This window comes from Vibrio sp. VGrn 2 (assembly GCF_009361695.1).
Classification (GTDB): domain Bacteria; phylum Pseudomonadota; class Gammaproteobacteria; order Enterobacterales; family Vibrionaceae; genus Vibrio; species Vibrio diabolicus.
Window position 1 is genome coordinate 138,222 of sequence record NZ_RBWD01000002.1, and the last position, 13,741, is coordinate 151,962.

A 13,741-nucleotide genomic window follows, 5' to 3' on the forward strand; every position below is an offset into this window, starting at 1 on the left:
ACTTCGTTACTGCTCTTCACATTAACCCCAAGCCTGTATAGTGCTCCGGATATTTGTGGATGATTTGCTTTATATAACCTTGATGCTCTCGCAGAGCATTAACACATTCTCGAGATAACCATCCCTGATATACCCATTTTTCAAGTTCTAACAATGCGTATGGGATGGACCACGCTTGTCTGTACGGATGGTGCGTCGTCATAAAATCAAAGGCATTCGCGACAGCCGTAATTTGCGCGGCGATTGGTATATCGCCACTGGTTAAACCATACGGATAACCAGTACCATTTAAGTTTTCGTATTGATAAGTAACCATCTGCAAAAACAAAGTCACACTCGGGTGAACCGGATTTCCGATACGAGCCACTATGTCATCGGCCGAGTCGATGCAACGCTCAATATGTTGAATCAATATCGCCTCTTGTTCTTGAGTATAATTTGTTCGGCGACTAGCAATTTCAACTGGCAGCTGAATATCACTGAGCGCATGGAATTGAGCAAAAATACCAATATCTTCGACCATTTCATCATTCAGGTGATAACGATCCGCTAACTGCGTTGCGATGACTTGGCTGTAGTACTTCATTCGTTTGGTATGCGCGTAAAACTCAGGGGAGTAGCCTGGCATCATACATTGCATTCGGTTCGCCAACGTTTCTATCGCGCTAACGACGTGGTCTTCTGATTCAACCGCAAATTGAATCATTTCGAAATAAGGTTTGAGACTATTCAACGCTTCTAAGCTAAACGCATTGGGCTGAGTGGAATTTAAAAACACAAAGCCTGTAAATGCTTTATTGTCGTAACAAGGAATCGCAACCGACGACTGGTATCCGTGTTTGAGTAAGGTTTGAACCCGAGGACAATGATTAATATCGTGAAGGTCTTCGACGATGCGAGGAATCGCGTTTTTGGAGGCAATATTGAGGTGGTGGAGTTTACGGAATGCTGACTCATGGTGGGCTAAACACCAAGTGTCGAACTCACTTTCTGCAAATGATTTGAGCACATCTTGGTCTGGGTGATATTTAGCAAATGACACCCTATCAATACACGGCAAGTGCGCCTGCATCCTGCCCTTTAGCGTTTGCAGTTGCTCATTAAGCGGTTTTGCAAACGGGTAAAAACTCCGGTGCGCCATACTTCACCTCCACACCCAAGCAGAGAAACAAGAGAAGCTCATTGTGTTGTAAATTCAATGGTATTTTGAGCGGTTTTCTCCACTTAAATTATCGATATACCACAACTTAAGTGTACGAAATAAAAGCACATTTCTACCAATTCTTTCACCGAATATCTTACGGTAATTTGATCCAGATTAAAAAAGCCAACGAGCGAAACTCGTTGGCTTAACAATACTGATTGATTACGATGGATTCAGTAACTAGAGGTTATTCAGAGAACGTTCTAAACAACTAGCCCAGAGCAGGAAGCACACCCAGCGTAATTAACAGCTGAGCTAATACGATACCTGTGCCAGCGATACCCGTTATCACTAATGCGCCTTGGCCACCAGCTACTCGGTACTCTCCTGTAAAATCATCCGATTTACGAACCTTGATCACCATAACCAGAGGTAAAAAGATGGCTAAAATCGCTAAGGCAATCGCTGCATAGCCCAAAGCCATAATAAAGCCTTGAGGGTAAAAAAGTGCGAAGCCCAGCGGTGGGGTAAACGTCACGAGTGCCGCAACCAAGCGATTAGGCTTATCGTTGCTCCCTTTGATGGTATCACCCAAAAATTCGAATAGACCCAAACTCACACCAAGAAATGACGTTAACAGTGCCAAATCAGCAAATACACCGACAATGTTGCCTAAGTTTGATTGGTGCACCGTCTGCGATAGTTGACCAATAAGGGCGCTCAACCCGCCGTTTTCAATAAGCGTACTTTGGCTAACCACACCCAATGTCACGATCTGCCAAAAGATGTAAATCACGAGCGGGATCGTCGAGCCAATAATAACAGCTTTGCGCAAAGAAGAAGTATCGCCATCTAAGTAATTCACAATTGCCGGAATACTTCCGTGAAAACCAAACGAAGTAAAGATAACAGGAATCGCCGCTACAATAAGACCTTGCTCAATCGGCATACTCAATAAGTAAGATTCCGTAACGTTTGGAGCAAGAAAAGAAAGCACAGCAACCATCGCAACAAGTTTCATCGCGAACAACACGCGGTTAACTTTATCGACCGTACCGGTACCAACTGTCACAACTAAAGTCACAATCAAGGTAAAGATTATCGTTGATGTAGACCCTGAAATATCAAGGTCAAACCATTGTGCGAGGCGATCTCCGAACTGAGCACCACCGCCAGCGATGTACGCTGCACACAATGAGTAGAACAGAAACAACATCGCAAAACTTGCCACCCACTTGCCTTTTTGGCCCAGGATCTGTTTCGCTAAAGTATGAAGAGTTGCACTACTTTCTGCATGCTGATGAAGCTCAAGCATGAGTAAGGCAGTGAAAGCCATCAGAGCCCATAAACTGAGCATGATGATGATTGAAGTTGAAAAACCAATGCCGGCAGAGGCAAGTGGAAGGGCTAGCATGCCAGCACCTATTGTAGTTCCCGCGATAATTAGAGTACTACCGAATACTTTAGAACGACTCATTGTATATTTATCTTTACACTTTATTAGGAATTATCGGTATTAGATCGGGCAACGGCGTACCGAAACCAACACCATATTTGTAATGCTGTCGATATTGTAGGATCTTCAGCAGAAGATCAAGCAAAGTGTAAGGATAAAAAACCACGAATGTAAATTAAAATTTACACATTACTAATATCCAACAATAGCTGAGTACATTCTTCCCTGCTCATGAACTTAGGGACAGGGTAATTCCAGTGCGCCTCTTTCAGAATTAAATCTACAAGCGCATCAGCATCTTCGCGCTTAATGAGTGCACTTTTCTGCTTAATATCAATGCTTGCAAACAAAGACTCCACGTGCGTCAAAAAGTGTTGAGCACTCGCCTCACCTGACTGCCCTTCGGCCGTCAACGCATCGAGTTTTCTTAGTTGAGGCTCTATCTCTGATAATGAAAAGCGCAGCACAGGTAACAAGGCTAATCCGTTTGCCATGCCATGAGGTATTCCATATTTCGCACCGAATGTGTGAGCAAACGCATGAACATAACCCAAACTCGCTTTCGTAAATGCTAAACCTGCGTAATAGGATGCCATGGCCATTTTATGTCGAGCTTCAACATCATCCCCTTGTGCTACGACCCGAGGAAGATGCTTAAAAATTAACTTAATGGCGGCAACAGAATAACCCCTAGTTTCTTGAGTAGCATTTCTCGACACATACGCCTCAATAGCGTGAGTTAATGCATCAACGCCAGTATCAGCCGTGATCTTAGGAGGCAAACCAATCATTAAATTCGCATCTAAAGCTGCCATTAGTGGCACCAACTTTGGATCCATCAAAGGGGTTTTAATGTGTGAGGAGGGATCTGATACGACCGCGGCGATGGTGACCTCACTTCCTGTTCCTGCGGTCGTTGGAATAGCAAACAGAGGCGCTGGCATTCGCCATACTTTCAATAGTCCAGCTAACTTTTTTATTGGCCGTTTATTGGTAACTTTCGCAGCAATGACCTTTGCGCAGTCCATTGCCGAGCCACCACCCAAAGCTAATATGCCCTCACAATGAAAACGATGGTAAGCCTCTAGACCGCTTTCTACCTGATCATAGGTAGGATCGGGCTGCACTTTCGAGAAAACATCTAACTGTAAATCGAGTTGTGCTGCCGCCTTGAGCACCTTATCGACAATACCGACTTGGACTAACCCTTCGTCGGTAACTAATAAGACGCGTTTAAATCCCAATTCGGTCATCGATTCTAATAGCTCATTCATCGAACCAGGGCCGGAAAACAAGGTTGGTCTCGGCATAGGAAGGATAAGAGCTGCTATTTTTAGCCCTGCGGTGTAAGTCCGATATAAGCGATGCTTCAACATACGAAATCCTTTTCATTTAGAGCTATCATTCTAGCTACTTTTATCACCTATGCTTACTTTGCAATCACACATTTTTTAATTAAGTCATTCCATCAACACATAAATGCTGCTGAGGGAGCAATACCGTTATCTTGATCTCCCCACACCACATGAGCTGTAGAGAAAATTATTTTTTATGACTTTCCATTAGCGTTACCTTAATAACTCACCCCTCTTCGGCTTTGCCGATCATAAAGTGGTTATTGAAGGTGCCTTATCATTCATACAAACTCAAAAATATGAATTCTGCTTAATCACATAACGGTACGGTATATCAGTAATCTAATCCGAACATCACTTATAAAAATACAAATAAGAATGCGTTACATCATGATTTATTGTCGTTTTTAAATAAGTCAATAAAAGCAACAATAATCTTTCAAAACTAATACTTAGTTCAAATAACTGACTCTTAATCATGAGCTTCAGGTGATATTGTTATGCAACTAGGATTATTATCCGCCCCATAATTAAAACTACGTCTAAACGCCCACCTTTTTGGGGTCTATTCGCTGTCGTACCCAATTTTCCTATCACCTTCTGATTTGGGTTTCGCGTGGGCTAATTAGCAATGTCGGTATAAACCATGAATCATTCTTGCCATTCCCATACGGACACGGGCTTTGAAGTCGATCTAAAACAAGCACTTATCTGGGTTGCTCGAGCACTCGATTATGTCGGTGTTGACGATACTCACCACAGCCATCGTGTCGCTTATATCGCTTACCAATGTGCTCGCGTCATGGGTTGGGAGCCAGAAAAAGCGGAGTTTTGTTACTTCGCAGGTATGATCCACGACTGTGGAGTCTCCGAAACACAAGAACATAAAATGTTACTTGAAGAGCTCGTGCCACAAGACGTGAAAACACACTGCTTAAGAGGGTACCGAAGCCTCAAGCAGTGTCGTTTGTTGCGCCAATTTGCGACACCAGTTCTTTACCACCATACACATTGGAGCGAACTAAAAGAGCTCGATTTACCGCCTTTTGAAAAAGAGGTGGCCGCCCTGCTCTACTTATCGGACCGCCTTGATTTTATGCGCTCAAAATACGTCATGAACTGCCACTGTGACATTGTCACGCTTCATGAAGAGTTGATTGCTGAGTGCATCATGGCAAACGTTGGAACCTTGTTTAATCCAAGCATGGCCGAAGCAATGGTTAAACTCGTCATGACCGACGCGTTTTGGTTCGCGATGGAGTCGGAAAATATTGAAACCATAGGCCTAAATTTTAAAAGCATTGATTGGCTTCAAAAACAATTAACCATCCAAGATATGAACAGTTTGGGAATGTTTATCGCTCAAATTGTCGATGCAAAGAGCCCGTTCACTTATCAACATTCACAAAAAGTAGCGGAATTATCTCGTTATCTAGCAATTAAGCTTGGGCTAAACGAGCACGACCAAGAAATGTTATATATTGCAGGGCTGGTGCATGATATTGGAAAGTTAAAAACACCAGATGAAATCCTTCACAAAGAAGGCTCTCTAAACAAACAAGAGTACACACGCATTAAACGCCATACCATTGATACTCAGCTCGCATTGCATAAGGTCTTCCCTAACGCGAAAATAGCGGAGTGGGCTTCCAATCATCATGAACGTTTAGACGGGTCGGGCTATCCATATCACAAAACAGGCGACGAGCTCGATGTACCATCGCGTATTATTGCTGTCGCGGATGTCTTCCAAGCCCTGTCTCAAGATCGCCCCTATCGAGGACGAATGACTCAAACACAGATCGCCGACATTATGGGTGAGCAAATAGCCAAAGAGGAGCTCTGCTCTGACGTTTATGCGGTATTAGAACGAAACATGACAGAGTGTTACGAACTCTCAACCGACGTTTAATCAAAACAGGGGCGAACACACGCCCCCCTTTTTTAGGATGATAAGACTAGGCCGACAAATAGCTACCTAGCAATATCAAGTAAATTATCTCGCACACCATTGATTCTGAACCAACCAGCGATACTAAAACGCTCGGCATTGGTTGGTAACACCTCATGTGGGAACTGCTCTGATAAGAATACGAACAAACGCCCTGAGCGTGGGGGAATGGTTGCAATTTTATTGTCATTCAAATCGTATACTACTAATTCACCCGCGTCTTCTTCCGTCCAGGATTCGTTCATATAAAAAACGGTCGTCAATCGACGGTTTTCGTTACCTTTGAAGCAATCTAAATGTTTTTGGTAGAAGTCCCCTTTCTCGTACTTGGCAAAATGAGCTTCGTACTCAAAAAGTCCAAGAAACAAGTGACGGTTCACTTCTTGGCGGATCTCTTCCATTTTATCCAAGTAAGAAGTAACAGCATGCCCCATATTTGGCGATAACCATTGAATCTTGTCACTACGAATAGATTCAATACGAGTAACATCATCGTTACGACCAATACGTGCTTTTTTCCAGTTGCTTGGAATGCAATCTCGCAGTTGAGCCACCTCTTGTTCAGAAAGAAAGTCATCCCAGATGTAGTAGCCATTGGTTGCTAACGCATCGATCATTTTATTCATTATTTTCGTTCACTCGTGTTAGTTGGGCGCTCTATATAAAAAATCTGCGACACAACAACAAATGCGATTTTTTATCGAGACGACAACGAAGCAAAACGAGAATTAAAATAGACGATACAAGATACAAAAATGCCGCTCATGTGAGCGGCAATGTCGTTTGTTATTGACGAGCTTCTAATCTCGTTGCTCTAATTCGCAACGGACGAAGACGCTTAATGCTAGGACGCTGTTTGTTTTTTAGCTGGATATGACAAAGTTCCAGAATCAAACCAAATGCCATCGCAAAGTACACATAACCTTTATTGATATGAATTGCGAAGCCTTCTGCCATCAATAAGCCACCCAATAAAACGAGGAACAGCAATGCCAACGTTTTAAAGCCGGGATAGCGCGTCACCAGATTATTGATTTTTTCAGCAGTCATTACCATCACGATTGCAGACGAGACAATCGCCGCGACCATAAGCGGGACATCACTTGTCAAACCGACGGCGGTTATCACCGAGTCCATTGAGAATACCGCATCCACAGCAACAATCTGCAGCAGTACTACCGCTAATCCAGTACGAGCATGAGTCGAGTGGCCAGATTCATTGTGATTTAGCCAGCTCCACAACTCTTTCAGGCTTTTTGCCAATAAGAATGCACCACCCGCGATCATGATCACGTCTCTTCCGGTAAACGCTTGGTTTACGACGGAAAACAGTGGTTGAGTCAACTGCATAATCCAAGAGATAGAAAAAACCAATGCAATACGAGCAATAACAGCAAGGCCGATACCAAGGTTTCTTGCCAGTTTACGTTGATGCAGTGGCAATCTTTCACATAGGACGGAGATAAAAACGACGTTATCAACGCCTAAGACAACTTCAAGCGCAAACAAAGTGGCAAAAATCGCCCAAGCCTCTGGTTGCATGAAAAGTTCTAACATGAGTACGCCTCCAGTGATGGGAAGACATACGGTGAAGGGTTCTGTCGACTAAAGGGGTCGTCCATTAATTATTTATACCTCTGTTACTTAAGGATCTTGAGTAAATCACCAAACAATCAACAACACAATGGCTATTTTTAATAGGTAATGACGGCTTTTCATTCGTACACAAACTATTCAGCCCTCGCACTAGAAAGATAAATAAAATAGAAATTCTAAAATTGAAGAAAGAAAAACGCCAAAGACCTAACAAATCCAAGAGAGTTCTTTAATCTTACAAAGCTCAAATTATTTTTACGCAACACGTTAAATACATTGAGCTCAAAGCGAAAGATGCTCATTTACGAGATAAACAATAGTAAAAATTTGTTTCATCCTGATATACTGCCAAAAATCATAAGAAACCATGCTATTTATGGACTACATTGCTCTTTCACGCATTAGCCTAAAACATCTCACTGTATTGCATATGTTGTTAACCACTCACAGTGTTACGCTTGCCGCAGAGCGCCTGTGTGTGACACCTTCGAGCGTCAGTAAAACACTTGGGCAATTACGTGAAACGCTGAAAGATGACCTTTTCTATCGCGATGGTACTCGCTTGGTACCAACGGCATTTGCGCTGCACATTGGCCCCTCGATCCATGGCATACTCTCTAGCATGAATGGATTATTACATCAGGGCTCATTTAATCCAGCTTACTATCAGGGCAGTTTCTCATTAGCTATGCGCGAAAGTTCGTTTGAGCTTTTTGCGCCAGTTCTACAACATTTATCTCAGCAACTCGGTAATCACGCACATTTGAATGTGCATGCAAAAGAGGAAATGAGTTTCGATGCGTTGGTAAGAGGCCAAGTGGACTTTTTGCTGCTTCCACACGATCTTAGTCAGCCGCCCACGCAAAACAAAGACTTAGTATGGCAAGCCATTCTGAAAGACGAAATGGTTTGTTTAATGGGACCATCAAATCCACTCTCTAAACAGCCTTTGTCTGTTGAAAGCTACCTCTGTGCAAGACACATTGGGATTCATGATAAAGATCTCTCACAACCTTATTTCGAGCAGAACCTCACACAAAGGCACTCGAAGCGAAATATGGCTATGCGTGTAGCGGATTTTGGTTCAGCTGCGGTGATGTGTCAGCACTCAGATTACTTGTTCACCTGTTCCAAACTTTGGGCAAGGGCGGCCATGCAAGCAAAAGGCTTGGTTGAACAATCCCTTCCATTCGATTATGGACAGGTAGCCTACAGCCTCGTCTGGAACAAAGCGAGCTTGAACGATCCGGCTTTAAAATGGCTACAAAAACAATTGCTCGATGCCTGTGCCATGCTAGACGCGTGCGATACGTGAGTAAGATAACGAATCAAAACTGCATTACGTGAGTACAGCCGGCACTGCGATGGGGTTACTCACGTAACGTAAAAGTTCTGATTTTAAGCGTTCGATATCATGGCGCGAGCAGACATCCCAAGTTAGCGCCTCCCCCATGACTCCGTGATGTTGAAATGCATTTAAACGGATAAGCACCGATTCAGGCAAAGTACTCAAATAGCGCCCAATCGCTACGATTTCTATATCCAAATCACTTTTCCCTGGAATATGCAGTAACCGAACTTCATACAATTTTTCATGCTTTGCAAGATACTGAAGCGTTTTGAATACACGGTGATTATCACGCCCAGTTAGCCACTGGTGCGTCTCTGTCTGCCACGATTTCAAATCGATCATCGCACCGTCCAGAAAAGGAAGCACACGCTGCCAACCTGTCACTGATAAAGAGCCATTGCTGTCGATGAAACAAGAAAGGTGCTGTAGCTCAGGATCTTGCTTCATCCCTTTAAACAGCTCAATAATGAAAGGAAGTTGTAAGGTAGATTCCCCACCGGATACTGTAACACCACTGATGAAAAAGCGATGCTTGCGTATCAAATCGAGCATTGTTACCACAGAGTAGTCAGTAATTTTTGGATTAGATTGGTTCTGACATATCTCTATACAATGATCGCAGTGGGTGCACTCCTCTTTAAGCCAAACAACGTTGTTGTTTTCGTCGAACTTCAGTGCTTCTGCCGGGCACTCACTCACACAATCACCACAGTGATTACAATGGTTTATTGTATGAGGGTTATGACAGTTCAAACACTGATAGTTACAACCCTGTAGAAAGATGACTAGACGATTTCCTGGCCCATCAACACAAGAGAAAGGAAGGATACGAGTGACTTTTGCCAAAAGGCTTCCACTTCGTCTAGACATCTTGTTCTTTCCTAAACCGACCTTTACGCCTGCGTGTAGGTCGGTGTCATTTCATGACTCACCACACGTGGTGAGCGATCTAAAATCCCAGTATTTTTTGCCGCCTCTGCTCCCAGAAACGTCGTATTGGTTCTCGAACCTTCTGCATCATATTTTGCGATATCAGAAAGTTTAACCATGTATCCCGTAACGCGAATCAAATCATTTGAGGCCACATTCGCGGTAAACTCACGATAACCAGCATTTAACGCCCCTTTGCACAAATTGAACATCGCTTCTGGGTTTGATTTCACCGTTTCATCAATCGTCAAAATATCGCTGATACCTGCACGATAATACTGGTGATGCTCAGCTGTTGCTTGTACATAAGTGACAGGGTCTGGCTCCGTGCCATAAGGAAGACGCACACCTGGCGTAACGCCAAGATCTAAGCTAATACCACCTTGAGCATGTAAGAGCGCTTTGCCATCCAAACCATATTTCACTGGGGTTGACTCCACTAGTTTCGCCAGTGTGGCTGAAACATCATGAGCAAAGGCATTCGCACGCTCATCTTGTCCGTACTGCCCCGTTTGGCCTTCTTTTTCGAACAGAAGATTAACCGCTTCTGCCATACCATAAATGCCATACATTGGTGCGAAACGGGACTCTTCAATCAACCCTTCTTGCGTCAAAAATCCTTGAAAGAAATTGGACTTTTCATGCAAGTGCGTACTTCTAGCGTCCATCAACTCAACCATTAATTGATGGTATAGAGGTAAAACACTGTTTAAGAAGTCGTTACAATCCGATGCTCGTTCTGCGACTTCTTTTAGGTTCATGCGCACCAGCGTGTTTGAACCACCAGCCAGTGGCAGCGAATTGTAGCAACTTACAATACCAAAACGTGAACCGCTGTAGGCTTTCGAGTGCACAGGGTAATTGGCAATATGAGGCTTGCTACACTCGCAAATATTCTGCGTCGCTTGACGAAGTAAATCATCAGGCGTGACCGACTCGTCGTACATGAAAGTAAGATTTGGCGCAATCTGCTTGAGCTCGGCGTCCACCTTTAAAATAGTGCGACAAATAATGTTGTCTGTCGGTCCGACATTCACGTGCATAAACGCATCTGGCAATGTGCGATCCAACATGATCCAAAAATGTTTTAACTTTTTGTAAATTTGATTCTCTGTCAGGTCGCCTATGTAAGGCAATAAGACATCATCCAACTGACCTAAATACACCGGAATATTCGTTACCGATGGAACATGATGGTAAATGATGGTGAGCATATTCAGCGCATCATCGAAATCGGCAGCTGGAAGCAACTCTAGATACTCAGAGCCTTGCGATAGGAACTTAGCGTAATCAGGCAGCACATAGCGTGGTTTGAAAGGTGCATGGCCTTCAAACATATCACAGATGATTCCTTCATCCATTGTTTGTCTTAGCGATGGGGAAATCGACATGTAAGGAATACATGCTTCCGCCTCCAAGGCCAAAAAGTTCGACTTTTGTTTTGGAGAAAGACGAACATCAGTCGCAATGTCTAGAAAACGTTGTTGTAGTTCAGAAAGGCTTTTCATCTGAGATGTCCCTGAAAAAGTAACCACAAACCCACAAGCTAAAACATGGATTCTACCCCTAAAGAGTAACGTGATTTTACTCCGGCTTACCTGTTGCCACTAATGAAAATAAACAAAACGTCTATTTCCATAATGGAAATAAGCTAACGCTAAATTAGGTTATTGCAACTTACGCTATTGAAATAACCCAACCATGCACCGAACACGTGCTTTCTCATCGGTTTGCCGTCGACAACATGACGCCCGCGCTAATAAATACTCCGCCAGTCAGGCGATTGAACAACTTGGCTCTTCCAGCGACTAACAGCCAGTTTGAAGCTTTTACACCTAATAATGCATAAAATGTTAGCCAACTTAGCTCAAACACCACAAATGTAGATGCAAAAATCGCGTATTGAGCCAACAAAGGCGCAGAGGGATCAATGAACTGAGGAAACAAAGCGGTAAAAAAGACAATCGCTTTCGGGTTACTAGCGCCAACAATAAAACCACTGGTGAACGCGCTGAGCGCATTCGAGGAGCTTTGGACGGCTGCCGTTTTGTCAAAATCCGTTTGAGAAGAGCGCAGCGCTTGAATGCCTAACCAGATTAAATAAGCGGCACCACACCATTTGATGATATTGAAGACCAGCTCAGATGAGGCAATCACAACCCCTAACCCGGTAAAAGAAAGCGTTAGTATAATAGTGATCGCTGATAAACTGCCTAGCGCAGTCATGAGGGCAATACGAAACCCACTGCTCACACCTTTACTTAAACACAGCAACGAGCTTGGCCCAGGCGATGCAGTAAGCACCAAAACGGCCAGAGTGTAAAAAATCCATGTATCAATTTGCATTGGCATCCCTTCCCGCAAAAAGTAGAGGGTTATACCTCAATCTTTATTGAGATATTCCTAGCTCAGTTTCCATCCATGAAACTCGATTCTTTAATAACCACCTAGTCCCTACATAATTTAGAAACCATTAATAGATAGTTATGCAATCAAAATACGCTCTGCATGCAAGGTTGTAAAGCATGTTTATTTTTCTTAATCATAAAAAGGCTTGGGATCGATTTCTAACGATGACGGAGCGACTGCTCTTTCTATTTTGTGTAGGCTATTTTTCAAATCGACCATCGCCACATCGATATAACGCTGATATTTGCGTGAGTAAAAACACTTCACTTCTGGCTTTAAAGCTTGAGAGTCATTTGAGGACCAAACAATACCAACACGCCCATCACTCAACTCAACAATAGAGCCCACTGGGTACATCCCAACGCAATTAATGAACTTGTAGACTAGGTCTGCATCTAAATGAAATGGCGTTAAACTCAACAAGATTTTAAACGCTTCTGCTGAGCTCATGCCTTTTTTGTAGCAACGATCGGCCGTCAATGCATCGTAAATATCAACAATACAACTCATGCGGCCGTGAATCGGAATCTCATCGCCCTTCAAGCCTCTAGGGTAGCCATTGCCATCTAACTTCTCATGATGCATCAAACAGACATCGCGACTCACATCACTAAGGCCCTTGACATGGAGAATAATCTCACCAGCGAACACTTGATGTAGCTTCATGTGTTCAAACTCTTCAGGTGTTAGCTTTGCTGGTTTATGCAAAATCTTGTCATCAACTTTAATTTTACCTACATCATGAATGATGCCACCAATAGCGAGCTGCTTTAATGTCTGCTTATCTAACCCCAAGTACTTACCAAATGATACTAAAAGGCAAGCCACATTGACGGAGTGTTCCAACAAGTAGGAGTCTTTTTTTCGGAGTGCAGAAACACATTGCAACGCATCTGAGTCGATAAAAACGCTTTCAATGACATCATCTGCCCAAGCTTCTACCTCATCAACTTCAATGATTTTGCCTTCAAAAGTTTGATTCAATAGTTTCTGCGCCAGATCTTTTGCTTCCGCAATTAGCTTTTTGGCTCGTTTATGTTGAACATCTCTCGAGCGATAAGCGCGTTGAACCTTCGAAAAGTCAGAGGACTTGGGCTCTCGCTCCTCTTCTACGGCAACAATGGATTCATCCACAGGCTTAAAGACACACTTCTGAGAAGATAATGTTTGATCTACCCAAACATACTTCACGCCGCTCGCGGTAAGCTTCTTAATGCCCTCTGGGCTAGATATCCGCCCTGCATTGGCTAAATTTACGCGCTTGTTGTGCTCTATCGCGGTAACAAACATACCAACGCCGACATCAGCGAGCGCAATTTTGATTGAATTTTTTGGATCGTACTGCATAAAAAGAAAGCTTACTCGATATTAACGGCAGTATTATAAGAGATTTGATTAATTGGCGTGATAATAAATTAGAATTGATTACTATTAATGAGCATCCTGTCAATTAATAACCCATCGCGATCACTAAGCCCTTTTTGTTATTATGGTCTTTAGCCTAGCAAATATACAGATATGACACTCAAGAGCAGAACCTCTAACCGAC

General features: G+C 43.2%; 11 protein-coding genes. 2 read left to right on the top strand and 9 right to left on the bottom strand.

The features are described from left to right. Window positions 1-16 precede the first annotated feature (16 nt). The 3 genes from D8S93_RS04535 to D8S93_RS04545 all read right to left on the bottom strand — a co-directional run bounded on the left by D8S93_RS04535 (window position 17) and on the right by D8S93_RS04545 (window position 3,976). Complete coding sequence (locus D8S93_RS04535; protein ID WP_104971656.1) at window positions 17-1,141, bottom strand: HD-GYP domain-containing protein; 1,125 nt, start codon at window positions 1,139-1,141, stop codon at window positions 17-19. A gap of 274 nt (window positions 1,142-1,415) precedes the next feature. After that, the gene (locus tag D8S93_RS04540) at window positions 1,416-2,621 is read right to left on the bottom strand and encodes an aromatic amino acid transport family protein (protein ID WP_006741572.1); all 1,206 of its coding nucleotides are present in this window, start codon (window positions 2,619-2,621) and stop codon (window positions 1,416-1,418) included. Window positions 2,622-2,782: 161 nt separating this feature from the next. After that, window positions 2,783-3,976 carry an iron-containing alcohol dehydrogenase gene (locus tag D8S93_RS04545; protein ID WP_152812197.1) on the bottom strand — a complete coding sequence of 398 codons (1,194 nt, stop codon included), beginning with the start codon at window positions 3,974-3,976 and terminating at the stop codon, window positions 2,783-2,785. Window positions 3,977-4,601: 625 nt separating this feature from the next. Here D8S93_RS04545 and D8S93_RS04550 point away from each other — a divergent pair. Beyond that, window positions 4,602-5,867 carry an HD domain-containing phosphohydrolase gene (locus tag D8S93_RS04550; RefSeq protein ID WP_085343870.1) on the top strand — a complete coding sequence of 422 codons (1,266 nt, stop codon included), beginning with the start codon at window positions 4,602-4,604 and terminating at the stop codon, window positions 5,865-5,867. A 62-nt stretch (window positions 5,868-5,929) separates the two neighbouring features. Here the strand turns inward: D8S93_RS04550 and D8S93_RS04555 are convergent, their stop codons facing one another. Beyond that, the gene (locus D8S93_RS04555; RefSeq protein WP_047008737.1) at window positions 5,930-6,532 is read right to left on the bottom strand and encodes a 2OG-Fe(II) oxygenase; all 603 of its coding nucleotides are present in this window, start codon (window positions 6,530-6,532) and stop codon (window positions 5,930-5,932) included. 160 nt (window positions 6,533-6,692) lie between these two features. Then, a complete protein-coding gene (locus tag D8S93_RS04560; RefSeq protein WP_047008736.1) occupies window positions 6,693-7,463 on the bottom strand; it encodes a TerC family protein in 771 nt (256 codons plus the stop codon). A gap of 415 nt (window positions 7,464-7,878) precedes the next feature. Here D8S93_RS04560 and D8S93_RS04565 point away from each other — a divergent pair, with 415 nt between their 5' ends. Next, window positions 7,879-8,817, top strand: coding sequence for a LysR family transcriptional regulator (locus D8S93_RS04565; RefSeq protein ID WP_193621578.1), 939 nt, complete (start codon window positions 7,879-7,881; stop codon window positions 8,815-8,817). A 24-nt stretch (window positions 8,818-8,841) separates the two neighbouring features. Here D8S93_RS04565 and D8S93_RS04570 read toward each other — a convergent pair whose 3' ends face one another. The 4 genes from D8S93_RS04570 to D8S93_RS04585 all read right to left on the bottom strand — a co-directional run bounded on the left by D8S93_RS04570 (window position 8,842) and on the right by D8S93_RS04585 (window position 13,539). Then, window positions 8,842-9,723 carry a YjjW family glycine radical enzyme activase gene (locus D8S93_RS04570; protein WP_047008734.1) on the bottom strand — a complete coding sequence of 294 codons (882 nt, stop codon included), beginning with the start codon at window positions 9,721-9,723 and terminating at the stop codon, window positions 8,842-8,844. A gap of 23 nt (window positions 9,724-9,746) precedes the next feature. Further along, window positions 9,747-11,291 carry a YjjI family glycine radical enzyme gene (locus D8S93_RS04575; protein WP_152812201.1) on the bottom strand — a complete coding sequence of 515 codons (1,545 nt, stop codon included), beginning with the start codon at window positions 11,289-11,291 and terminating at the stop codon, window positions 9,747-9,749. Window positions 11,292-11,505: 214 nt separating this feature from the next. Next, window positions 11,506-12,129, bottom strand: coding sequence for a LysE family translocator (locus D8S93_RS04580; RefSeq protein WP_152812203.1), 624 nt, complete (start codon window positions 12,127-12,129; stop codon window positions 11,506-11,508). Between the two features lie 192 nt (window positions 12,130-12,321). Continuing rightward, window positions 12,322-13,539 carry an HD-GYP domain-containing protein gene (locus D8S93_RS04585; RefSeq protein WP_005394162.1) on the bottom strand — a complete coding sequence of 406 codons (1,218 nt, stop codon included), beginning with the start codon at window positions 13,537-13,539 and terminating at the stop codon, window positions 12,322-12,324. Window positions 13,540-13,741 lie beyond the last annotated feature (202 nt).

Excerpts from the sequence above, each read along its gene's own strand:
- D8S93_RS04575 (WP_152812201.1), bottom strand. The coding sequence starts at position 11,291 with ATGAAAAGCCTTTCTGAACTACAACAACGTTTTCTAGACATTGCGACT.
- D8S93_RS04570 (WP_047008734.1), bottom strand. The coding sequence starts at position 9,723 with ATGTCTAGACGAAGTGGAAGCCTTTTGGCAAAAGTCACTCGTATCCTT.
- D8S93_RS04565 (WP_193621578.1), top strand. The coding sequence starts at position 7,879 with ATGGACTACATTGCTCTTTCACGCATTAGCCTAAAACATCTCACTGTA.
- D8S93_RS04580 (WP_152812203.1), bottom strand. The coding sequence starts at position 12,129 with ATGCAAATTGATACATGGATTTTTTACACTCTGGCCGTTTTGGTGCTT.
- D8S93_RS04555 (WP_047008737.1), bottom strand. The coding sequence starts at position 6,532 with ATGAATAAAATGATCGATGCGTTAGCAACCAATGGCTACTACATCTGG.
- D8S93_RS04585 (WP_005394162.1), bottom strand. The coding sequence starts at position 13,539 with ATGCAGTACGATCCAAAAAATTCAATCAAAATTGCGCTCGCTGATGTC.
- D8S93_RS04540 (WP_006741572.1), bottom strand. The coding sequence starts at position 2,621 with ATGAGTCGTTCTAAAGTATTCGGTAGTACTCTAATTATCGCGGGAACT.
- D8S93_RS04560 (WP_047008736.1), bottom strand. The coding sequence starts at position 7,463 with ATGTTAGAACTTTTCATGCAACCAGAGGCTTGGGCGATTTTTGCCACT.
- D8S93_RS04535 (WP_104971656.1), bottom strand. The coding sequence starts at position 1,141 with ATGGCGCACCGGAGTTTTTACCCGTTTGCAAAACCGCTTAATGAGCAA.
- D8S93_RS04550 (WP_085343870.1), top strand. The coding sequence starts at position 4,602 with ATGAATCATTCTTGCCATTCCCATACGGACACGGGCTTTGAAGTCGAT.
- D8S93_RS04545 (WP_152812197.1), bottom strand. The coding sequence starts at position 3,976 with ATGTTGAAGCATCGCTTATATCGGACTTACACCGCAGGGCTAAAAATA.